Raw genomic sequence first — 21,780 nt, 5'->3', positions numbered from 1 at the left:
GCTCACGGGTCCAGCGTTCGGCCGACCGTCAGCGCCATGGCACGGTCGATCGGGATGCGCGCGCGCTGCCGCGAGGCGTCGAGGAAAGCGTAGCCGTCGAGCCGCCGGCCTTCGGCCGCACGCTCGGCAGCGAGGTCGGCGTAGGGGTCGGCCTGAAGGTTCGGTGGCGGGGGAACGAGCCGCGCGGTCTGCTGCGCGGTCAGGCTCGGCAGGGCCTGGCGCTGATCGGTCGAGACCATCGTCTCCAGCCAGATCATCGCTCCGATCACGGCGAGCGCTGTCACCATCAGCCCGGCCATCACGCGGGCCGTGTTGCCGACATGGACGTCGGAGGTTTCGTAGCCCGGCCCGTCCGAGGATCCGGCCTCGCCGGATGCCTTCGCCGTCCCGGGCGAGGAAGGACGGCGGCGCAAGATCGCCAAGCCGGAGATGATCGACGAGACGAAGCCGAACCGGTGCTGCGTGCGCTCGGTGCTCATGCGACCGCGCTCCGCCGGCGCCGGGGCGAGAGAACGGGCATCAGGCGTTGCGCCACCGGCAGCAGGGCCACGGCCAGGCAGCAGACGGCGATCGCGGCGAGGGCGTCGCTCCAGCCGATCACGAAGCGGTCGCGCAGAGCGGGCGTCACGAACCAGAGCATCTCGACCGCGTGGAGCGCGAGCACCAGCGCCGCCAAGACCCGCGTCGTCGGGCGCCCCGGCCGAAGCGTCGCCAGCGCGCCGAGCAGGACGACGGCCCCGCCGAGGCTCGCGAACGCACGGCCGAGCCAGCCGCCGCGGGCGAAGTACCACAAGACTTCCTGAGGAAGGTTCGCCGACCAGACGATCAGGAACTGCACGAAGTGCAGGAAGGCCCAGAGGCTCAGCAGGACCACCAGCGGCACCAGCCGGTCCTGCCCGGGGACCGCACGCCCGCGCCCGATCGGCGTCGGCTCCTCCGGTGCCAGGAGGATCGCCGCGGCCAGGGCCAAGCCGCTCCAGGCCGTCAGCACGAGCAGACCTTCGAGGCTGGAGCCGAGCCGATGGTCCAGGGATCCGACGAGGTCGGTGACGGCCAGGGTTCCGACGACGGCATGCAGCGCGACCCCGGAGATCGTGCGTCCGTCGCGGGTTTCGCCCGGGACCACGAACCGCGCGGCGAGCCAGACCCAGGCGGCGAGGTACGCGATCACCCGCAGGGCGAAGAGCGGCACCGTGAACCACAAAGCGGCCAGCGGCGTCGCGGGCGGCGCGTCGGTCCATCGATAGATCTGCCCGATGCCGAACAGGACGGGCACGCCCAGGATCGCTGCCACCGGCATCAGCCCGACGAGGCGACGCAAGGACTTGGAAAGCTCGCCCTCGCCGCGGTCGTGCTCGCGCAGGCCGAACCGCTCGAGCGCGATGGCGATCGGAAGCGCGCCGACCGGCAGGGCGAGCAGCGAGAGCCAAGCCGCCAGATAGGACGTGGCCGCCCCGCGCCAGCCACCCGCCAGCACGGCGAGGATCGACGCTCCGGCGCCGAGGAGCAGCGCCGCGACGGGACGGCGCCGTGCGGCAGAGGCGTAAGCGGCCATCATCGCGACGCCTCCAGCTTGGCCCGATCCTCGGGCGGCAGGCCCGCGACCTCGGTATCCTGGCTCCGTTGCAGGGCGCGGACATAGGCGATGATCGCCCAGCGATCCGCGGAGGGGATCATCTGGCCCATCCCGTACATCGCCCGGTGCCCCTCCGAGATCGCCCGATACAGGTCGTCGGCCGACGCCGTGCGCTGGCGTTCGGTGGTGAGCTGACCGGCCGAGGGAAAGCCGCGCGCGACGATGATCCCGCGTCCGTCGCCCGAGGCGCCGTGGCACGGGGTGCAGTAGATGCCGTACCGCTCCCGCCCGCGCGCCAGCAGGGTCTCGGTGATGCTCGCCGGCTGCACCGCCGGCTTGGCCGGATCGTTCCGCGGCACGGTGCCGGCGACGGGATGGCGCATCGTCATCGCCTGCGGGAAGAAGCCGTTCCTGTCCCAGGTCTTGGCACGCGGCTGATCGCTCATGTCGGCTTCGCCGCAGGCCGCGAGCGGCAGGACGGCGAGCAGGGCCAGGAGACGCCTCATCGCGGCACCCGGCGGATGTCGAGCGGGCGGCCGGCTTCCGCGGGCAGGGACGCCAGCTTGCGCACGACGCGGTCGGCGTCGAAGCGCTCGCCCTGGGCTTCGGCCGAGAGGAAGTAGCGGTCGTCCGTCGCGCGCAGGAACCCCGGGATGTTGAACGCCGGGTGGTTCAAGCGCGGCAACCGGTTCAGGATCAGCAAGGCAAGGTGGACCGCGATCGTGCCGCTCATCATCGCGAAGGACAGGCTCGGCACCACGAAGGACGGCCACGAGAAGCGCGGACGCCCGCCGATCAGGAACACGTAGTCGTAGGCCGTCGCGTAGACGCACATCCCGAAGAAGGCGGCGCCGCCCGCGAGCGCGCCGAGGATCGCGTAGGCGCGGATCGAGCGCCCGGCGATCCCGAGGGTGCGGAGCACGCGCGGCATCGGCACGGGGCCGTGCGCGTCCAGGTGGACGTGGGCGTCGTTGCGGCCGGACAGGGCGGTGGCGGCGGCCGCGAGGTCCGCTTCCGAGGCGAAGGCGGCGCTGACGCCCCAGAGCGGCGCGTCCTCCGTCCCGTCCCGCTCGCTGGCAAGCGGCCGCGCCTCGGCCTCCTTCACCGCCCTCCGCTCGGCCGCGGCCGCGGCCGGCACGACGGCGAGCGCCAGGCGACGGCTCTCGGTGATCGAGACCGCCGGCAGGTAGCGCAGGAACAGCAGCAGCAGCGTCAGGAACAGGCCGACGGAACCGGCGAAGGTGGCGACGCCCCAGATCGTCTCGCTGTAGGCCAGCCGCGAGGAGGGCAGGAAATCCTGGGCCAGCGTCACCACGAGGACCATGACGTGGTCGGCGTAGGCGCCGATCGCGATCAGGACGCCGATCAGCGCGACCGCGCGCGGCGACCGGCGCAGGCGGGCCGACCAGAACGCCTGTGCCGGGATCAGCAGGCACGCGACGACGGTCCAGAAGGCCCAGGCATGGGCGCCCGTCATCCGCCGGATCAGCACGTCGCGTTCCTGCTGGTCGCCGTGCAGGCACGTCGAGAAGAACTCGGTGGCGTAGCAGTACAGGCTGGCGCATCCGAGGCAGAGCATCAGCCGGGCGAGGATCTCGAGGTGCCGTGCCGAGATCAGCCCGTCGAGTCGGTAGACCGAGCGGATCAGCACCACGATCGCGGCGGTGACGCCGACGCCCGAGAACACGGCGTTGACGAGGAAGGTCACCGGCAGGATCGTGTCGTGCCAGCCCGGCATCATCGAGCCCGCGAGCATTACCGAGGCGCCGGTCTGGAGCGAGACCACCAGCAGCACGCCGAGCAGCGCGATGGTGCGGTAGGCCTGCGACCAGAGCTGCCAATGCGCCGCCGATCCGCGCCAGCCCGACGCGACGATCCCGTAGGCCTGCGCCTTCAGGAGCGACCGCTTCCGAGGGCGGCCGTGGGCCTTCTCCTGCGCCAGCGCATCCTCGACGGCGCGGTCGCGCAACGACGCGAGGTCTGGCAGCAACCCGATGTACCAGAGGCTGACGCAGACCACGAGGTAGGACACGATGTCGATCGCGTCCCACAGGAGCGGCGAGCGGAACTGCGGCCACAGGTCGTAGGTGTTCGGATAGGGCAGGTTCCAGAAGAAGAACCACGGCCGGCCGAGATGGATGATCGGGTAGAGGCCGGCGGCGCAGGTGCAGAGCAGGGCGACCGTCTCGGCGACCCGGTTGACGGCGCCGCGCCATTCCGCCCCGAGCAGGAGCAGCACCGCGGAGACGAGGAGGCTGCCGCTGGCGACGCCGATCCACCAATCGTAGCTCGCGATGTCGAGCGCCCAGACGACGGCGTTGTTGTTGCCCCAGATGCCGACGCCCGTCAGGAGCAGGTAGCACAGCACCCCGCCGAACAGGCCGAGCAGGGCGAGCGCGCCGGCGAAGGCGATCCACCAGCGGCGGTTCAACGGATGCGTCAGCGGGACCGAAGCGACGGCGCGACCGATGCCGTGCAGCGTCGCGTCGGGGCCGATCAGGCCGGTGCCGGATGGTGGCTGGAGTGTGGCTCCCGACATGGCGTCAGCCCTCCTTCGCCGGCGGCGCGAGGCTCGCGAGATAGGTCGTCCGCGGGCGCGTGTTCAGCTCGCCGAGCAGGGCGTAGTTGCGGCCGTCCGCCCGCGCCGCGGCGATCCGGCTGCCGGGGTCCGAGAGGTTTCCAAAGGTGATGGCGCGGGTGGGGCAGGCGCCCTGGCAGGCGGTCTCGACGGCACCGTCCGGGATCGGCGCGTGCGCGTCCTTGGCCGAGTCGATGCGGGCCGCGGCGATGCGCTGGACGCAGTAGGTGCACTTCTCCATCACGCCGCGGGCGCGCACCGTCACGTCGGGATTGCGCTGCTGCTGCGCCACCACCGGCATGTCGCCGGTATAATCGAGATAGTTGAAGCGCCGGACCTTGTACGGGCAATAGCTCTGGCACGTCCGCGTGCCGACGCAGCGATTGTAGACCTGCAGGTTCAGGCCCTCGCTGTCGTGCAGCGTCGCCTCCACCGGGCAGCCGACCTCGCAGGGTGCGTTCTCGCAATGCATGCACGGCACGGGCTGGAAATGCGTCTCGGGCGCATCGAGCGTGCTGGAGAAGTAGCGGTCCACCCGCAGCCAGCCCATCCATCGGCCGCGCTCGACCTCCTCGCGCCCGACGACCGGGATGTTGTTCTCGGATTGGCAGGCGGTGATGCAGGCGTTGCAGCCGATGCAGGAATCGAGGTCGATCGCCATGGCCCAGGCGGCCTCCGCGCCGCGTTCTGCGGCTGCGGGCTTCGGGTAGAACGAGGCCAGCTCGTAGGCCTTGGCATCGCCGACCGGCTTCGCGCCCTGGTGCTGGACGCGGACGAGATCCATCCCCTCCATCGTGCCGAGATCCTGGGTTGTCGCGGGCATCCGGCGGTGGCCGGTCGCGGCGAGCGTCGCGCCCTCCAGCAGCCATGGGTCCATCGCCGGCCGCAGCACGTTGGCGGCGTATCCCAGGCCCTTCGCGAGGTGGTCGGGCACGTTGCGCCCGTATCCGAGCCCGAGGCTGACCGTGTTCTCGGCCTGCCCGGGCGTGATCCAGACCGGACCTTCGATCGCGCGCCCGTCTGCGGCGATGCGCACGATGTCGCCGTTGGCGAGCCCGCGTCGCTCGGCGAGCTTCGGGCTGACACCGACGACGTTTTCCCAAACGATCTTCGTCAGGGGCTTGGGTAGTTCCTGCAGCCAGCCCAGATCGGCCAGCGTCCCGTCCCAGATGGTGGGGTCGGGGCGGAACACCACCTCGATGGTCTCCTGCGGCGCTTCCGGAGGCTTCGCCGGCGCCGAGGCGGCCTCGGTCAGCACCGTCGTCTCGGGCTTGGCCGCGCTGTCGGGCAGGAAGCCGCTGCGCAGGGACTCCTCGAAGCGGGCCTGGAACGTGGCGTCGGTCTCGGATTCGCCGCGCATCCGCTGCTTCAGCAGATCGAGGCCGTTGCCGATCGTGCCCCGGTCGAGGAATCCCAACAGCTCGTTGGAGGAGCGGCCGTTGTAGAGCGGCGCGACGGTCGGCTGGATCAGGCCGACGGTGCCGTCGAGGGAGCGGGCATCGCCCCAGGATTCGAGCGGATGCGCCAGCGGCAGGTGCCAATCGGAATGGGCCGCGGTCTCGTCGTAGTAGAGGCCGGCATGGATCTTCAGCGGCACGCGCTCCATGGCCTGCGCGAAGTCGAGGGCGCCCGGCGCCTCGTAGACCGGGTTCACGCCGAGCACGATCAAGGTCTCGACCGAGCCCTCCGCCATGGCGGTGCTGAGGTCGCGGAGCGTCCCGGCGCCGATCGCCTGGGCCGGTGCGGTGTGCCGCACCGTCGTGCCGGCGTTGCCCAAGGCGCCGTTGAGCCGGTGGACGAGCGCATGCAACGCCGGCGAGCCGCTGAGCCCGGTGGTGACGAGGCCGGCGCCGCGGGCCGCGTTCAGCGCAGCGGATGCACGCTCGAGCCAAGCCGCCGACGCGTCGTCGGCGGAGGGTGCCGTTCCGCCCTCGGCGAGGCTCAGCAGGTCCCGCGCCAGGGCTTCCATCCGCGAGGCGGCGACCGCGATCCCGTAGTCCGCCTTGGCGCTGGTCAGCGTCGGCGTCGCCGCGGCGGCGTGGAGGGTGAGGAGGTTGCCGGCCGCGTAGGATGCCTTTCGCGCGTCGCTCCAGCGCCGCGCCAGCCCGACCTGCCCGGGGCCGAGGTCGAGCATGTCCCCGTCGAGGGACACAATGGTTCGCGCCTTGGCGAACTCGGGAAGCGTCTCGACCGGCCGGCCGAAGGCGCGCCGGGCTCCTTCGTAGAGGCCGTCGCGCGCGACGCCTGCGCTGACGTACCAGCGCATCGCCGGATAGGTCTTCCGCATCCGCGCGATCTCGGCCTCGAGCGACGGCGAGGTCACCGGTCCGGTGAGCAGGGCGAGGCCTTCGCCGCCCTTCGCCTGCCAGGCCGGCATCTGCGCCAGCATCGCGCCCTGGAAGGCGGCCCACGAACTCGGCCGCCCGATATGCTGCACCGCCTGCGAGCGGAACGGATCGTAGAGGCCGAGCACCGAGGCCTGCGCCAGCACGTCGGTGCCGCCCAGGCTCCAGGGATGGTCGGGGTTGCCCTCGATCTTCAGCGGGCGGCCGTTCCGGGTGGTGACGAGGATGCCGTTGGCGAACCCGTCGAGCAGCGCCGACGAGGCGTAGCTGAGCGGCGCGCCGGGCAGGACCCGTTCGGGCGCGTTGACGTAGGGCAGCTCGTAGTGCCGCCCGTCGCTCGAGTCGCAGGCGGACAATCCGGCAAGCGCGAACGAGGCGGCCATCAGCTTCAGGAAGCCGCGCCGCTCCGGCGAGGCCGCGAGCCGCGCCGCGGCGGGAAACTCGGCCTCCAGGTAGCTTCGGAACTCGGGCGTGTCGGCGACCGCGTCGAGGCTGCGCCAAAAGGCCGGCCCGTCGCCGGACGCCAGGCGCGCGCGGATCGCGCCGATGTCGTGATGCCCGGTCATGTGCGGTCCGTCCCCATCAGCGATGACAGATCGCGCATTCGGTGAGGCGCTCGCCCCCCCGGATGTGGTTCTTGGCGACGAGCTCGGGCCCGAGGGTCGCCTGGTTCTCGGGCGGCTTCCACGTCATGTTCCAGACCTGCTCCTGCGGGCGGATGTACTTCGCCGGATCGCGGTGGCAGTCGAGGCAGAACTGCATCTCGAAGGCGTTGGCGCGGTAGGTCATCTGCATGCTGGTCACGTCGCCGTGGCAGGTCGAGCAGCCGATCCCCTTCGTCACATGGACCGAGTGGTTGTAGTAGACGTAGCTCGGCAGCTTGTTCAGGCGCACCCATTGGAGCGGCTCGTCGCGCGCGAAGCTGTCGCGCACCGGCTTCAGCATGTCGGACCCGGTCCAGATCTGCGAATGGCAGGTCATGCAGGTGTGGGTCGGCGGAATGCCGGCGGTCGCCTGGGTCTCCACCGTCGTGTGGCAGTAGCGGCAGTCGACCCCGAGCTCGCCGGAATGATGCTTGTGGCTGAACGGCACCGGCTGGGCCGGGGCGACCCCGACGCCGGTGACGTAATCCGAGCGCACGATCCCCGCCGCGACGATCGGGATGCCGGCAAGGCACGCCACGCCGGTGAGCAGGGCGAGCCGGTAGATCGCGTCGGCGCCCGGCGAGAACAGCTGCGCCATCAGGCGATGGCCCGCGGGCGCCGAGACCGCCGCATGTCGTCGGTGGAGAGCGTCACCAAGATGTTCGACCCTGCCTCGCCATGCCCGCAGCCCGGTCCCGCAAGGTTGACCCGGTCTGCACCGTCAAAGCAATGCGACGGAGGTTCGCTCTTGCCCGGCCGATGCCACGCGCTATGGAAGAATTCCAAGCTGAGCGACAGGGGGCGATTGGCCGCGTTGTCCGCCGACGAGCGCGGCGTGTGGTGGCGCGCTTTTCGCGGGACCGAACAGCGCCTATGCGCTGGGAGGCGGCGTGCGATCCGGCGGCCGCCCGGGACCGGCCGATGCGAAAGCCTTCGATCACGTGAGCGGCCATGGAGCTTGATCCGATCGTTCTCGCCTGGCGCGCGGCGCGCGGGCGCCACCTCGCCGCGGTCGCGCTGGCGCTCGGCCTCGGCGGCCCGCTCTGCATCCTCGCCCTGCTCTGCCTGCGCGACCTCGTCCATACCCTGGGCCACGACGAGGCGACGGCACTGGTCTTCCTGCGCGTCGCCATAGCCCGCACGGCCGACGATTTCGTCCTAGTTCCGGGCTGGAGCCTGGCGCCGCTCGACCTCGAACGCGCGGCCTTCTTCGGTCTCTCCGCCTGCGCATTGGCGCTCGCCGGCCTCGGCTGGTTCGTCGCCGCCCTGAGCTTCTCGGCCCAGAGCCGTGCGGTCCTGCGCATGCGCGAGGCCGCGACCGGGGCGATCCTCGATGCGCCGCCGGGTGCCCGCGAGGAGGCGCGCGGCCTCGCCGGCCTCCTCGGGCAGGCGCTCGGCCGGGTCGACGGCCTGCTCGCCATCGGCATCCTCGTGCCGGCGATGGCGCTCGGCGCGATCCTCGTCGCCCTGGGCTTCGCCGCCCTGGCCGCCCCGCGGCTGGTGCCCCCCGCGGCGGTCGGCCTGTTCGCGGCCGCGATGGCGCGCGAGCTGATCCTTCGCCGCTCGGCCTCGCGGAGCGCTCTGCGCCTGCGCTCGAGCGCGCTTGCGGAGCGGACGCTCGGGGATCTGGTCCGACGGATGCCGGCGGTGCGGATCCACGGCTCGGCGACCCTGGAGCGCGCGCGCATCGCCGAGAAGGCCGCGGCCACCCGCGCGGCGCTGGCGAGCGCCGAGGCGAAGCTCGCCTATGCCCGTGCGCCCTCCCTGGCGCTGGCCATCATCCTGCCGGCGATGGCCGCCGGTGCCGCCCTGTGGCGCGGCGGCGGCAACGGTGCGCCGCCCGCCCGCGACGTCGACCCCGCCGCCCTGGTCGCGGCGGCCGGCGCCTTCGCGATCGCGGCGATCCTGATCGCCCTGACGCTCAACCTCTGGCGTCTGCGCGAGGGGTTGAAGCCGATCTTCCGCGAGACCGCCCGCACGATCGCGGCCCTGGAGGGGCGACGCGGGCGCAAGGGCGGGCTCGCCGTCCCCCGCGCCGGCGATCTCGCGGCGCGGGGCGTCGGCGCCTACGACGCGGCGACCGGCGAACGGCTCTCGGGAGTCGACCTCACGCTGGCGATGCCCTCGCACGTCGCGATCACAGGCATCCGCGGCAGCGGCGCCCGGGTGCTCGCGGCGATCCTCGCGGGCCAGGTCGCGCCGACGGCGGGCAACGTCACCTATGCCGGGCACGATCTCGGCGCGTTCGACGCCGCGGATCGCGCCCGCCGGATCGCGTTCGCCGCCGGCGAGGCGATCCTGGTCGAGGGGACGCTCCGCGCCAACATCCTCTACGGCGCGGATCCCGCGGCCGCCCCCGATCAGCCCGCCTTCGTCGAGATCCTGCGGATCACCGGGCTCGATGCCTTCGCCTATTCCCGCGGCCTCCTCGCCCGGGTCGATCCGGTCGCCGCCCCCGACTTCGCCCGCGCCTTGGTGGCCGCCCGCGTCACGATGCGGACGATGCTGAAGGCGGAAGGGGCGGAGCGCCTGGTCGAGCCGTTCGATCCCGCCCGCTACAACCATCAGGCCACGGTCGGCGAGAACATCCTGTTCGGCGAGCCCGTGGGCCAGACCTTCGCGCCCAAGCGCCTCGCTCGCCATCCCTACATGCGCGCCGTGCTGGAGGCGGAAGACCTCGTCCGCCCGCTCACGGAGATTGGCCTCGCGGTCGCGCGCAGCACCGTCGAGATCTTCGCCGATCTGCCCAACGACCATCCGCTGTTCGACGCGTTCTCCCTCTTTCCGGCCGACGAGCGCGGCTACTTCGAGGATCTGGTGGTGCGCCAGCCGAATGCGGTCGCGCTGCGTCGCGGCCCGGCGGGCCAGCGCGACCGCGAGCGGCTCATCGGGTTGGCGTTGCGCTACAGCGAAACCCGCCACCGCTTCGGGCTGATCGACGCCGCGTTCGAGGAGCGGCTCGTCGCCGCCCGCCACTCCTTCGCGCGGATGCTGCCGGCGCATCTCGCCGCCGCGGTCGAGTTCCACGATCCCACGCGGATCAACCCGGCGGCCAGCGTCGAGGAGAACCTGCTGTTCGGTCGCGTCAGCCTCGGCGAGGCCGGGGCGGAGCCGCGGGTGCGGGCGATCGTCCGGCGTGTGCTGACCGAGGAGGGCCTGGAGGCCTCGGTCTATCGGTTCGGCCTCGACAGCCGGGTCGAGCCCGGAAGCGCCGGTACCGGCTCGGTGCTCGGCGAGGGCGCGATCCCGGTCGAGACCCGGATCGCGATCGACCTCGCCCGCTGCCTGATCCGCCAGCCCGACATCGTGGTCGTCGCGATCCTGCTCGACGAGCGCAAGCCCGCCGAGATCGCGGCGCGGATCACCCGCCTGCGCGCGGCCCGGGCCGGCCGCGGCCTCATCGTCTGCGTCCCCGACGCCGCCGACCTCGACGTCCTCGACCCGTTCGATGCGGTGATCGCCGTGGAGAACAGCACCGTGGTTCCGGTGCCGGCGAAGCCCGCTCGCGCGCTCGAGCCGGCATGAAGCCATACGGACGCCGTATTGGCCGCACAGGTTCGGGCCGCGTGCCCGTCCCGTGCGCGGCCGTGTCGGCCGCGGCGTCGCGCGACCCTCCCGCCCCGGCCCCGCGATGCCTCCCGCCCACCGTCTGAAAGGTCTGGTCCCGACCGGCTTCGCCGTCGTGCTCGCCCTGCTGTTCGCGGGCGACGCGTCGGCGCAGAACGCCAAGGCCGAGGCGCCGATCCCCGCCGCCACCCTCGCGCTGATGGCGGCCAAGGGCACGAGCCCGCAGGCGCCGGTGCTGTTCCGGGCCTATAAGAAGGATTCCGAGATCGAGGTGTGGAAGAAGGCCGCCGGCGGCCGCTTCGTTTACCTCAAGACCTTCCCGATCTGCCGGTGGTCCGGCCAGCTCGGTCCCAAGCGCAAGAACGGCGACCGGCAGACGCCGGAGGGCTTCTACATGGTGCCGCAGCGCCAGATGAACCCGAACTCGCACTACTACCTGTCCTTCGACGTCGGCTACCCGAACGCCTACGACCGGGCGCATGGCGGAACCGGCTCGGCGGTGATGGTGCACGGCGTGTGCTCGTCGATGGGCTGCTTCGCGATGATGGACCACACCGTCGGCGAGATCTACGCGATCGCCCGCGACGCGCTGAAGGGCGGGCAGGCGGCGTTCCAGTTCCAGGCCTATCCGTTCCGGATGACCGCGGAGAACATGGCGCGCTATCGCACCGATCCGAACATCGGGTTCTGGCGCGAGCTCAAGGCGGGCGCGGACCGGTTCGAGGCGACCGGCGACGAGCTGCAGGTCGGCGTCGAGGGCGGCCGCTACGTCTTCGCGCCGTCGAAGGACCCGGCCAAGGAAGCCGCCGTCGTCACCCGCCGGGCGGCGGAGGAGGCCCGCATCGCCGCCTTCGTCGACGATGGGGCGGCCGCGATCCGCACCAGCTATTCCGACGGCAGCCAACACGCTTTCTGGGCGGCGCTCGCCGCCAAGGGCACGTCGCTCGGCGAGGTCAGCCGCCCTGAGGCGCTGGCCTATGCCGGGTTGGAGACGATCGTCATCCCCGCCCGTCGGCGCGCGCCACCGGTGCCCGAGGCGACCTGGGCCGCCTGGGCGGCGCCGGGCTCGCCCCTGTCCCCGACCCATATGGCCGGCTTCGTGCCGTCCTACGAGCGCGAGGCCGATCGCTTCGACGGCCTCGATTCCCGCTACCGGGACCGGCTTCCGCGGCTCGTCCGGGCGGCCGGCGCCGGCGATCCGACGGTGCCCGTTCGGGCTCCGACCGGTCCGCTCGCCCTCGCCGAACGCCCGTGATCTCCGAAACGCGAGGCGTGGATGGGACTTATCCCATGTGCGGGCTCGCACATCGCAGCGTGCGGCGGCCACCCATCTCAACCCCTGTCAGAGAGCGGCGATGAGAAAACCACCGTCCGCCCACCGCCTCGGTCGCATTGACGGCGAAGCGGAGAACGGTTCCAGATCGAAGGCGATCGGACCATCCGAACGAAAACGACCCGTGATGACGATGTCGAGAAGTCCAGTATCGGACGGCGGTCTCACGCTGCGCTTCTGGGGCGTGCGTGGTTCGACGCCGGTGAGCGGCCCGGAATACGCCGAGTTCGGCGGCAACACCCCGTGCATGGAGGTGCGCTGCGGCGAGCGCCTGTTCGTCGTCGATGCCGGCTCCGGCCTCTACGCGTGCGGCCAGCACAACCGGCAGGACCTGCCGAAGGACGTCGATCTTCTCTTCAGCCATCTCCATCTCGACCACACCGGCGGACTGCCGTTCTTCAAGCCGGCGGTGTTCGATCCCGAGCGGACCGTCCACACCTGGTGCGGGAACCTCAGCGGGCAGTCGGCCGAGGACACGCTCGGTCGGTTATACGCGCCGCCGCTCTTCCCGGTTACACTCGACGTCCTGCCCTGCACGCTCAAGCATCACGGCTTCCGCGCCGGCGAGACCCTGACCTTCTCCGACGGCGCGACCGTCGACACGATCCTGCTCAACCATCCCCAGGGCTCTGTCGGCTATCGGTTCGAGCATGACGGGAAACGGCTCTGCATCATCAGCGACATCGAGCACACCGATCCCTGGCCGGACGCAGCCCTGATGCGCTTCGTCGAGGATGCCGACCTGATCGTCTACGACGGCATGTTCACCGACTGCGAATACCCGACCTGCCGCGGCTGGGGCCACTCGACCTGGCAGAAGGGCGTCGAGCTGGCGCAGGCCGCCGGCGTGAAGGCGCTGGCGATCATCCACCTGCATCCATGCCACTCCGACGCGACCCTGCGCGCGGTCGAGGCGGACATGCAGGCGATCATGCCGACGGCCTACATCGCCCGCGAGCGCCAGCGCGTCGAGGTCGGCGCGACGCCGGCGCTGCGTCGCGAGCCGCTGATCCGCATCGCCTGACACCGTCACGGCTCACGCCACCGGGCGTCGGCGCCCGCGCATCAGGTAGGCGAAGAAGCCGAACAGCGCGACGCCGATGATCACGCCGCTCCAGCCGAAATTGGTGAGCACCTGCCCGTCGATCGGATGGCCGATCCGGCCGAGCGCCATGAGCAGGCCGAGCGCCGCGATGACGGCCGAGACGAGCATTCCGAGGATCATGGCAGGTCCGGCGTAGTGGTCCAGGATGGCGGCCGTCGCCTCGCGACGGCTTCACCTGCCAGAATGCTTACCCGTGGTTGCCGTTCCGGCGCGCCCGTTCACGGAGGCGTGCGCTGCGGGGCGGTTCACCGGTTGCGGCTCGCAGCCAGTGCGCCCGCGACGAGCGGCGCGAGGATTGCGTCCGCCGCGCGGGTGATCGCGGGGCCGGCCGCGGACGGGCTTCCGGCATCGAAGGGCGGGCGCGGCGCGTATTCCGCCACGAGCTGGCTGGTGCGGGCATAGGCCTCGCCGCGGAGCTTGGCCGCGAGCGCCAGGGCGAAATCGAGCCCGGCCGAGATGCCGGCCGCGGTGGCGCGGTTGCGATCGAACACCACGCGTTCGTCGACCGGCACCGCGCCGAGCAGCGGCAGCACGGCGTCGCGCACGCACCAGTGCGAGGTCGCGCGGTACCCCGAGAGCAATCCCGCTGCTCCTAGGATCAGCGACCCGGTGCAGACGCTGGCGACCCAGGCGGCCCGGTCGGCGCGATCGCGCAGGAAGGCGAGGGTCGCGGCGTCGCGCATCTGGTCGGGCGTGCCGTCCCCGCCGGGAACGAACAGCACGTCGAGGTCGCGCGGGCAGGTCTCGAAGTCGGCGGTGGCGAGGAGGGCGAGCCCGGTGTCGCTCGCCACGGGACCTGCCGCCCGTGCCACGAGATGCAGGTTTCCCGGTGCGAGGCCCGCTAGGATCTCCTGCGGCCCGACGACGTCGAGCGCCGTCATGCCCGGAAACAGTAGCATGGCGATCCGCACCGGGCGACCGTCCGGGATCGCCGCAGGTTCGGGTGCGGTGCTTGCCGCCGATCCTCCGACGAGGCCGGTGCAGGCCAGGGCTGCGGCGACAAAGGCGCGGCGATCCACGAAACGGCTCCGGTGTCGGCGACGCCTGCGGCGCATCGCGACCATATGGGGTTTTCGGCTCGGAAGGCGCGGCCGGGCTCGCCGATATGCGCTCGCGAGCGTCTTCGGCCCCGGTCGGGGTGTTCGCAGCGCCGACGGCCGCCTATGACGAGAGCACCCATCCCGGCCGTTCGCGGCCGGATCGTCACCGCGGGGCCTTCGCATCGTGAACGTCTATTCCAGCCTCGAACGCCGCTTCGCCCGCCTCGACGCGATCGGCGCCGCCGCCGGCATCCTCGGCTGGGACTCCCAGACCCTGATGCCGGACGGTGCCGCCGACGGCCGCGCCGACCAGCTCGCGGTCCTGCGCGGCATCGCCCACGAGATCCTGACGGCGCCCGAGACCGCCGACGCGCTGTCGGCTGCCGACGAGACCGCCCTCGACCCGTGGCGGGCTGCGAACCTCGCCGAGATGCGCCGCCTCCACGCCCATGCCGCGGCGGTGCCGGGCGACCTCGTCGAGGCGAGCTCGCGGGCGATCTCGAAGGCGGAGATGGTCTGGCGCGAGGCCCGCGCGCAGTCGGATTTCAGGATGCTGCTGCCGCACTTGGCCGAGGTGCTGCGACTCCAGCGCGAGATCGGGGCGATCAAGGGGGCGGCCCTCGGGCTCGGCACCTACGACGCGCTGCTCGACGAGTACGATCCGGGCATGCGGCGCGCGACCATCGATCCGCTCTTCGCCGATCTGCGCACCCGGCTTCCCGGGCTGGTGGCCGAGGCACGCGAGCGGCAGGCGCGCGAGCCCGCGCCGCTGCCGCTCGACGGCCCGTTCCCGGTTGAGGCGCAGCGGCGGATCGGGCTGGCCTTGATGCGTGCGCTCGGCTTCGACTTCGCGCGCGGGCGCCTCGACATCAGTCTGCACCCGTTCTGCGGGGGCGCCACCGACGACGTGCGGATCACCACGCGCTACGACGCCGCCGATTTCGGGCGTGCGCTGATGGGGGTGCTGCACGAGACCGGCCACGCGCTCTATGAGCAGGGCCGCCCGGCCGCGTGGCGCAACCAGCCGGTCGGCAAGGCCCGCGGCATGAGCCTGCACGAGAGCCAATCGCTCATCGTCGAGATGCAGGCCTGCCGCAGCCGCGAATTCTTCGCGTTCCTGGCGCCCCTGGTCCGTACGGAATTCGGGCGCGACGGGGCCGCCTTCATGCCCGAGAACCTTCACCGCCTGCACACCCGGGTCGAGCCCGGCTTCATCCGGGTCGACGCCGACGAGGCGACCTACCCGGCGCACGTCCTGCTCCGCTACGACCTCGAATCGGCCCTCATCGCCGGCGACCTCGCAGTGGCCGACCTGCCGGGCGCGTTCAACGACGGCATGCGCAACCTGCTCGGGCTCGAAGTTCCGAACGACCGCCTCGGCTGTCTGCAGGACATCCACTGGCCGAGCGGCGCCTGGGGCTACTTCCCGACCTACACGCTCGGCGCGATGGCCGCCGCCCAGCTCTTCGCCGCGGCCAAGCGCGACGAGCCGGGGATCCTGCCGGGCCTCGCCGCGGGCGATTTCGCGCCGCTGCGCGGCTGGCTGCGCCGCCACGTCCACGAGCAAGGCAGCCGCCTGCCCACCGATGCGCTGCTCGAGCAGGCGACCGGCCGCCCGCTCGGAACCGAGGCCTACCTCGCCCACCTCGAAACGCGCTACGGATCGGCTAGAGCATTTTCATGCGAAGTGGATCCCGGCTCGCGTGAAGGAAACGCGATCTCACAATAAGATGGAGCACTTCCCGTGATCCAGGGATCACGGGAAGTGCTCTAGGTCGCGAACTCATAACGGCTGGCACGGTCGCTCGCCCTGATCGTTGATCCTCCAGCATGGAGGATTGTGAATGGCGCGGTTTGACCTGACGGATGCGGAGTGGGCGGCGATCGAGCCGGTTCTGCCGACGGATGTGCGCGGCAAGGATCGGGTGGACGACCGGCGGGTGCTGAACGGCATTTTCTGGCGGTTGCGCACGGGCGCGCCCTGGGCCGACATCCCGGCGCGCTATGGTCCGCACACGACGTGCGGCAACCGCTTTCGGCGCTGGCGCAAGCGTGGGATCTGGGATCGTCTTCTGAAAGCCGTGTCAGAGGCTTACGAGGGTGACCTGCAGATGATCGATGCCACCAGCGTGCGGGTGCATCAGCATGCGGGCTGCGCCAAAAAAAGACGACCGATCCCGTGGCATGGGTCGCTCGCGCGGCGGCCTGACGAGCAAGATCCACGCTCTGGTGGATGCCGAGGGCCGACCCATCGCCCTCAAGATCACCGAAGGCCAAGCGCATGACGGTCGGGCCGCCGACGACATGCTCGGCGATCTGGGACCTGGACAGACCCTCCTGGGGGATCGGGCCTACGACAGCGACGCGCGGCGCGAGCGCTTGGCCGAGCAGGGGGCCTGGGCGAACGTGAAGCCGATGCCCAACCGCAAGAACGTGCCGGCCTTCAGTGCCTTCCTGTACAAGTACCGCAATCTGGTCGAGCGGTTCTTCAGCAAGATCAAGCACTTCCGTGCGGTCGCAACACGGTACGACAAGGACCCGGAAAACTTCCTGGCCAGCGTCAAGCTCGCAGCCGTCCGCGTCTGGCTCAGGACTTTATGAGTCCGCGACCTAGAGCGGGATGATGTCCACCGCCGAGCCGAGACGCGCCTGCGCGAGGTCGGCGACGTGGCGGTGGTGGGTGAACAGGATCGGCTGCACGGTGCCGCCGATCGCGGCGAGCGCTTCGAGGCCGTGGCCGGTGCGCGCGTCGTCGAAGGTCGAGAACAGGTCGTCGCCGATGAAGGGCGCCGGCTCGGCCTTGCCGGCGTAATCCTCCAGGTAGGCCAGCCGCAGCGCGAGGTAGAGCTGGTCGCGGGTGCCCTCGCTGAGGCCCTGGACGTGGACGGTCTCGCCACCGGCGCGGCGGGCGACGATCAGCGCCTTGTCGGCCTCGTCGTAATCCTGCGCGAGGCCGGAGAACCCGCCCCCCGTCAGGGCCGCCATGATCGCGCCGGCCCGGATCAGCAACGGGTCCTGCTGCCCCGTCCGCTGGCGGGCGATGGCGGTGCCGAGCATTAGGCTCGCGAGCTTGAGCACGGCCCATTGCCGGGCGCTCGCGTGAAGCTCGGCCTCGGCCGCCTTCTTCTGCGCCAATGCCAGCTCGGCCCCGGTCCCGCCCTCCAGGGCCTCGCGCCGGCGCTCGCTGCGATCGCGCTCGGCGAAGGCCGTCTTGCCGCGCTGGTCGAGGTCCTCGTCCTCCATCGCCAGGCTGCGCAGCCGCGCCTCGATCGCATCGGCGTCGATGGTGGCGAGGTCGGCACGCAGCGCGTCTTCGGGAACGCCGTCTGCGGCGCGTGCCAGCTCGACCCGCCGCGCGAGCGCTTCCGCCCGCAACGCGCGCCGGGCGACGAGGCGGCCGTGCAGCGCCTCGACCGCGTCCTGCGCGTCGGCGCCGAGGTCCGGCACCGTGTCGGCCAGAAGACCCGCGAGATGGCCGAGCGCGTCGTCGCGCGCGCGCATCGCCGCTCCGGCCTCCCGCTCCGCCTCGTCGCGCCGCTTCGCGAGCTCGCGCCGGCGGGTCTCGCTCGCCTGCGCCTCCTGCAGCCGCGTCTGCAGGCTGCGGATCGCGGCGCTCGGCTGGATGTGGGCGAGGTCGGGGGCGAGCGCCGCGATCAGCGGCGTGACGGCGGCGTGGTAGGCCTCCATGTCGCGGCGGATGCCGGCGACGCGCGCGCGGCGGTTCTCGCGCTCGGCGAGCGCATTCGGCACCGCCTGCCAGGCGGCGAGGGCGCTCGTCGCCATCTCGGTCCCGGCCGCGCCGTCGAGCCCGATCGCCCGCACCGCGTCGTCCCAGGCATTGCGCCAGGCCGCCTGCTTCGCCTTCGCGTCGGCGAGCGCCGTCGTGGACCGCGCGATGCCGATCGCGGCGGCGCCGATCCGCGCGTTCGCCTCGCGGGTCGCCTCCCATCGCGACGCGATCGCCGCAACGCGCTCTTCCAGGCGGCCGAGGATCAGGCCGACGTCGAGGCCGGCGAGGTCGGTCAGTCCCATCCTTTCGGCCATATCCAGCAACGGCGCCCGTGCCGCCTCGATCCGCTCGGTGCGGAGCGCGCGATCGATGTGCCGCTCGTCGAGATCGCCCTTGCCCTCGATCAGGGTCTCGGCTTCACCGAGCCACGCTGTCATCTCCGCCGGGGTCGAGGGCGCGATGCCGGCGGGGCGCCACAGGTCGACCCAGGCGGCATGGCCTTCCGCGACCTCGGCTTCGATCTCCCTCAGGATCGCGTCGGCGGCCTCGGTCTCGGCGAGCTCGGCGTCGAGGCGCAGCCGGTCGGCGGCGTGCTCCGCGACGCGTGCGGCGTCGGCGGCGAGATCGTCGGCGAGCCGGTCGGCGGCCTGCGCCAGGCGCTCGTAGGCGGCGATATCCCCCGGCGCTCGCCGGACCCCCTCGCTCAGGGCTTCGCGGAGCGGCGCGAAGGCGGCGTCGCGCTCGGCCCGAAGCGCAGACAGGTCGGAGAGCGTCGCGATCGGCCGGCCGGCCTCGCGCTCACGCAGGCGCCCCCGCCGCGTCGCGACCTGGCGCCGGGCGGCGTCGCGGCGCTCGACCGCCAGCACGCGCTCGCGCTCCTTGCCGTCGAGCAAGGCCCGGAAGCGCGCCACCGTCTCGACCGTCGGCAGCGGCGCGGCGGCGAGGGCCGCGACGTCGGCCACCGGTGGCGACAGACGGGCCGCCTGCCCGCGCAGCACCTGCTCGGCCCGCCGCACCGTGGCATCGAGGGCGTCGCGCTCGGCGATCACGCCGCGGATCGCCGCCAGCGGGCGTAACGTCTCGCGGAAGGGGGTCGGATCGACCGGCGTGCCGCCTTCGGCCACGTCGCGCAGCAGGCCCTCGTGCTCGGTACGCGCGGCGGCGAGGTCGCGCTCCAGCCGGGCGATGGCGGCGGCGTCCTCCTGCCCATCGCGGATCAGGGTTTCGACCCGGGCGCGGACGGCGTCCGAGGGCTGGCGCCGCGTCAGCGCCTCCACGTCGGGGAGGCCGACCCGCACGGCGAGCCGGGCGAGCTCGGCGTCGAACTGGTCCGCCTCGCCCTGGATGCGGGGCAGGTCGACCCCGTTCTTGTCGAAGCGGTCGATCCCGCGAAAACCTTCCAGGATCTCCTCGGCTCGCCCAACGAGCCCGGCATCGACGGCGACGGCGGCGAAGGCCGCCCGGGCCGCGTCCGCTGCCGCATCGATGCGCGCGGCGTCCGCCTGCCGGGCGCGCAACGCGGCGCAGGCCTCCCCGAGGCGGTCGACCCAGGCGTCGGGAACCTCGACCAGCCCGGGTTCGGCGTCGTCCCGCGCCGCGAGCCCGTCGATCTCGGCGAGCAGCGGGCCGACGCGCCGGAGGCGGGTGAGGCGCGCCTGCTCGGCCGCGATCCGCATCCGCTCGGCCTTGATCGCGTCGAGCGCGTTCCCGGCCGTGGCGATGCTGTCGTTGAGGTCGCGCCAGTCTCCGGCGCGCAGTCCGGTGTCGCGGATCGCCTTCCGAGCGTCCTCGTAGCGGTCGAACGCCTGGTAGAAGCTGCGGTCCTGGCGCTTGCGCGGCCCGTAGATCCGGTCGGACTCGGCCTCGAGGCTCTTCTGAAGGTCGCTGTAGCCGCGCAGGCCCGAGGCCGCCGCGAACAGGCTGGCGCCGAGCTCGCCCTCGGCGAGCAGCATCTCCCTGGCACCCTCGCGCAGGCTGTTCGCGTCGAGGCCGAAGGCGCGGCAGAACACCTCGCGGGTCAAGCCGCCGAGGAAGGGCGCGAGCACGGTCTCCGGCAGGGGCGCGTCGTCGGCGTCGACCAGGGTGTTGCGGTTGCCCTTGCGGCGGCGGAAGCAGAGCGTCCGTCCGTCGGCGCCGCCGATCTCGGCGCCGATCCGCAGCTGCGGCATCTCATGAAGGAAGGCGTAGGCGGTCCGTGTCCCGATGCCGAAGAGCAGGTCGGTCACCGCGGCGAGCGCCGAGGATTTTCCCGCCTCGTTGGCGCCGAGCACGACGTGCAGGCGCGCATCGGCGCGGAAGTCGACCCGGCGGCCGGTGAAGGGGCCGTAGCGTTCGAGGTCGAGGCTCAGCAGGCGCATGGGTGTCTCCGCTCCGCCGGGCTTCGGCGAGCGTCCGGTGAAGTCGCGCGGCTCAGCATGCGCGCTTGGTCAGGCGGCCGAGGATCATCGCTTCGGCCTCGGCGCAGAGGGTATCGAGATCGGCGGCGAGGTCGCCGTCCTCGGCCGCCGGCATCTTGGCGGCGATCTCGGCGAGCGCGGCGGTCGCGCGCGCGCGAAACTCCGGGTCGTGGTCGATCTCGGCGAGGAGCGTCGCCGGGTCGATGGCGTCGACGACGTTCTCCCGCGGGCCGCTGCTCGGGCGGGCGGTGTCGATCCTCAGCTTCTCCAGCCAGATGTCCTCGTGGACGCGGTCGGCGGCTGCCTGGATCTCGGCGGTGAGGTTCTCGCGGTCGGCGGCGAGCCGGTCGTGGGCGGCGGTGACGCCGGTGAGGTGCACGCGGACCGCGAGCAGGCGGCCCTCGGCCAAGGCCGCCAGCGGGCGCAGAGCCGCCTCGACCAGGGCCACCGCCTCGCTCTCGCTCTCGGCCGCGTCGACCGCCACCGTGAGGCTGTGGAAGCGCGCATGATCGACGATCAGGCGGCGCACCGCCGTGACCTGCCCGTCGCCGACCTCCACCACGACGGCGCCCTTGGGGCCGCATTCGCGGATGCTGCGACCCTGGAGGTTGCCCGGGAACAGGATCCAGGGATCCTGCGACAGCTCGGCATATTCGTGGATGTGGCCGAGCGCCCAGTAGTCGTAGCCGCGCGCGCGCAGGTCGGCGACGGAGCAGGGCGCGTAGGTCGCGTGCTGGGCGTGCCCGGTGCAGGAGGTGTGCAGCACGCCGACGTTGAACCAGCCCGGCACGGCTGCCGGATAGGCCAGCGACAGGTTCTCGTCGACCGCCCGGTTGGGAAAGCTCTGCCCGTGAAGCGCGACCTTCAGGTGGTCGAGGCGAAGGGTCTCGGGCTTCTTTGTCGAGAAGGTGCGCACCGCGTCCGGCAGGGTGATCGCCTTGGTGATCACGCTCTCGGCGTCGTGGTTGCCGCGCACCAAGACCACCGGGATGCCGGCCCGGTCGAGCCGCGCGACCTGGCGGGCGAAGAACAGGCCGATCGAGTGGTCCGCCCAGTCGCCGTCGTAGACGTCGCCGGCGACGATCAGGAACGCGACGCGCGCCTCGATCGCATGGCCGACCAGGTCCTCGAACGCGCGCCTGCCGGCGGAGGCGAAGCGCTGGGCGATCTCGGCGTTCCGCGCCGAGAGCCCGGCGAGCGGGCTGCCGAGATGCAGGTCGGCGGCGTGGATGAACGTGAAACGCGTCATGGTCCCCGTGATCTGGGTCCTCGGGATCCGGAGCGCTGCCCCGCGGCAGGTCCGAACGGATCGAGATGGGTTCTGGGCGCTCGCGCCGCGAGGCTCAAGGGTCGAGGGTGGTTGCGTCAACAGGGCAACGGGATCATCGGTCGCGCGTTGGGACGCGGGCGTGATACCCCCGCACCCCGTCCCGGTCTCGCGCCTGCCCGGGGCTGTCAGGCGAGCG

Annotated in this window: 15 protein-coding genes; 5 read left to right on the top strand and 10 right to left on the bottom strand. The window is 72.2% G+C overall.

Annotated features, from left to right (window positions below; translation table 11 throughout):
* Window positions 1-2 precede the first annotated feature (2 nt).
* From MKK64_RS09945 to MKK64_RS09920, 6 genes are read right to left on the bottom strand one after another with little or no spacing between them, the layout of a single operon-like run.
* Window positions 3-479, bottom strand: a complete 477-nt coding sequence (locus tag MKK64_RS09945) for a hypothetical protein (protein WP_243934128.1) — start codon at window positions 477-479, stop codon at window positions 3-5.
* Entirely contained in the window at window positions 476-1,558 is a 1,083-nt protein-coding gene (locus tag MKK64_RS09940; protein WP_243934127.1) for a hypothetical protein, read from the bottom strand. Before MKK64_RS09940 ends, MKK64_RS09945 begins: the two co-directional genes overlap by 4 nt.
* Window positions 1,555-2,082 carry a c-type cytochrome gene (locus MKK64_RS09935; protein ID WP_243934125.1) on the bottom strand — a complete coding sequence of 176 codons (528 nt, stop codon included), beginning with the start codon at window positions 2,080-2,082 and terminating at the stop codon, window positions 1,555-1,557. Before MKK64_RS09935 ends, MKK64_RS09940 begins: the two co-directional genes overlap by 4 nt.
* On the bottom strand, window positions 2,079-4,115 hold the full coding sequence (locus tag MKK64_RS09930; RefSeq protein WP_243934118.1) for a quinol:electron acceptor oxidoreductase subunit ActD: 2,037 nt from the start codon (window positions 4,113-4,115) through the stop codon (window positions 2,079-2,081). The genes MKK64_RS09935 and MKK64_RS09930 overlap by 4 nt, the downstream gene beginning before the upstream one ends.
* 4 nt (window positions 4,116-4,119) lie before the next feature.
* Window positions 4,120-7,065: a TAT-variant-translocated molybdopterin oxidoreductase gene (locus MKK64_RS09925; RefSeq protein WP_243934116.1), complete on the bottom strand. Its 2,946-nt coding sequence runs from the start codon at window positions 7,063-7,065 to the stop codon at window positions 4,120-4,122.
* Window positions 7,066-7,081: 16 nt separating this feature from the next.
* Window positions 7,082-7,741, bottom strand: coding sequence for a cytochrome c3 family protein (locus MKK64_RS09920; protein ID WP_243934108.1), 660 nt, complete (start codon window positions 7,739-7,741; stop codon window positions 7,082-7,084).
* 353 nt (window positions 7,742-8,094) lie between these two features.
* On the opposite strand from MKK64_RS09920, the gene MKK64_RS09915 reads away from it, so the two are divergent.
* The 3 genes from MKK64_RS09915 (at window position 8,095) to MKK64_RS09905 (ending at window position 13,067) form a co-directional block, all read left to right on the top strand.
* A complete protein-coding gene (locus tag MKK64_RS09915) occupies window positions 8,095-10,668 on the top strand; it encodes an ABC transporter ATP-binding protein (RefSeq protein ID WP_243934106.1) in 2,574 nt (857 codons plus the stop codon).
* Between the two features lie 106 nt (window positions 10,669-10,774).
* A complete protein-coding gene (locus MKK64_RS09910; RefSeq protein ID WP_243934104.1) occupies window positions 10,775-11,965 on the top strand; it encodes a murein L,D-transpeptidase family protein in 1,191 nt (396 codons plus the stop codon).
* 205 nt (window positions 11,966-12,170) lie between these two features.
* Window positions 12,171-13,067, top strand: a complete 897-nt coding sequence (locus tag MKK64_RS09905; RefSeq protein ID WP_243934102.1) for an MBL fold metallo-hydrolase — start codon at window positions 12,171-12,173, stop codon at window positions 13,065-13,067.
* A gap of 12 nt (window positions 13,068-13,079) precedes the next feature.
* Here MKK64_RS09905 and MKK64_RS09900 read toward each other — a convergent pair whose 3' ends face one another.
* Entirely contained in the window at window positions 13,080-13,268 is a 189-nt protein-coding gene (locus MKK64_RS09900) for a hypothetical protein (RefSeq protein ID WP_243934100.1), read from the bottom strand.
* 125 nt (window positions 13,269-13,393) lie between these two features.
* On the bottom strand, window positions 13,394-14,047 hold the full coding sequence (locus MKK64_RS09895; protein WP_243934192.1) for a DJ-1/PfpI family protein: 654 nt from the start codon (window positions 14,045-14,047) through the stop codon (window positions 13,394-13,396).
* Window positions 14,048-14,372: 325 nt separating this feature from the next.
* On the opposite strand from MKK64_RS09895, the gene MKK64_RS09890 reads away from it, so the two are divergent.
* Window positions 14,373-15,917: a carboxypeptidase M32 gene (locus MKK64_RS09890; RefSeq protein ID WP_243934099.1), complete on the top strand. Its 1,545-nt coding sequence runs from the start codon at window positions 14,373-14,375 to the stop codon at window positions 15,915-15,917.
* A gap of 115 nt (window positions 15,918-16,032) precedes the next feature.
* Window positions 16,033-16,789 (top strand): IS5 family transposase gene (locus tag MKK64_RS09885; protein ID WP_409567925.1). Its coding sequence is split into 2 segments (ribosomal slippage): window positions 16,033-16,349 and window positions 16,348-16,789, totalling 759 coding nucleotides; the frame shifts between segments, so codons are not numbered across the junction.
* A 9-nt stretch (window positions 16,790-16,798) separates the two neighbouring features.
* Here the strand turns inward: MKK64_RS09885 and MKK64_RS09880 are convergent.
* Complete coding sequence (locus MKK64_RS09880; RefSeq protein WP_243934095.1) at window positions 16,799-20,275, bottom strand: ATP-binding protein; 3,477 nt, start codon at window positions 20,273-20,275, stop codon at window positions 16,799-16,801.
* 52 nt (window positions 20,276-20,327) lie between these two features.
* A complete protein-coding gene (locus tag MKK64_RS09875; RefSeq protein ID WP_243934093.1) occupies window positions 20,328-21,563 on the bottom strand; it encodes an exonuclease SbcCD subunit D in 1,236 nt (411 codons plus the stop codon).
* Window positions 21,564-21,780 lie beyond the last annotated feature (217 nt).

The organism is Methylobacterium sp. E-025 (assembly GCF_022829705.1).
Taxonomy (GTDB): domain Bacteria; phylum Pseudomonadota; class Alphaproteobacteria; order Rhizobiales; family Beijerinckiaceae; genus Methylobacterium.
Note: the sequence above shows the minus strand (reverse complement) of the source record. Positions and strands in the feature narration are given on the sequence as shown.

What these genes read in the sequence shown, in the direction of transcription:
- MKK64_RS09945 (WP_243934128.1), bottom strand. Translation starts at nt 479, where the DNA reads ATGAGCACCGAGCGCACGCAGCACCGGTTCGGCTTCGTCTCGTCGATC.
- MKK64_RS09940 (WP_243934127.1), bottom strand. Translation starts at nt 1,558, where the DNA reads ATGATGGCCGCTTACGCCTCTGCCGCACGGCGCCGTCCCGTCGCGGCG.
- MKK64_RS09935 (WP_243934125.1), bottom strand. Translation starts at nt 2,082, where the DNA reads ATGAGGCGTCTCCTGGCCCTGCTCGCCGTCCTGCCGCTCGCGGCCTGC.
- MKK64_RS09930 (WP_243934118.1), bottom strand. Translation starts at nt 4,115, where the DNA reads ATGTCGGGAGCCACACTCCAGCCACCATCCGGCACCGGCCTGATCGGC.
- MKK64_RS09925 (WP_243934116.1), bottom strand. Translation starts at nt 7,065, where the DNA reads ATGACCGGGCATCACGACATCGGCGCGATCCGCGCGCGCCTGGCGTCC.
- MKK64_RS09920 (WP_243934108.1), bottom strand. Translation starts at nt 7,741, where the DNA reads ATGGCGCAGCTGTTCTCGCCGGGCGCCGACGCGATCTACCGGCTCGCC.
- MKK64_RS09915 (WP_243934106.1), top strand. Translation starts at nt 8,095, where the DNA reads ATGGAGCTTGATCCGATCGTTCTCGCCTGGCGCGCGGCGCGCGGGCGC.
- MKK64_RS09910 (WP_243934104.1), top strand. Translation starts at nt 10,775, where the DNA reads ATGCCTCCCGCCCACCGTCTGAAAGGTCTGGTCCCGACCGGCTTCGCC.
- MKK64_RS09905 (WP_243934102.1), top strand. Translation starts at nt 12,171, where the DNA reads ATGACGATGTCGAGAAGTCCAGTATCGGACGGCGGTCTCACGCTGCGC.
- MKK64_RS09900 (WP_243934100.1), bottom strand. Translation starts at nt 13,268, where the DNA reads ATGATCCTCGGAATGCTCGTCTCGGCCGTCATCGCGGCGCTCGGCCTG.
- MKK64_RS09895 (WP_243934192.1), bottom strand. Translation starts at nt 14,047, where the DNA reads ATGCTACTGTTTCCGGGCATGACGGCGCTCGACGTCGTCGGGCCGCAG.
- MKK64_RS09880 (WP_243934095.1), bottom strand. Translation starts at nt 20,275, where the DNA reads ATGCGCCTGCTGAGCCTCGACCTCGAACGCTACGGCCCCTTCACCGGC.
- MKK64_RS09875 (WP_243934093.1), bottom strand. Translation starts at nt 21,563, where the DNA reads ATGACGCGTTTCACGTTCATCCACGCCGCCGACCTGCATCTCGGCAGC.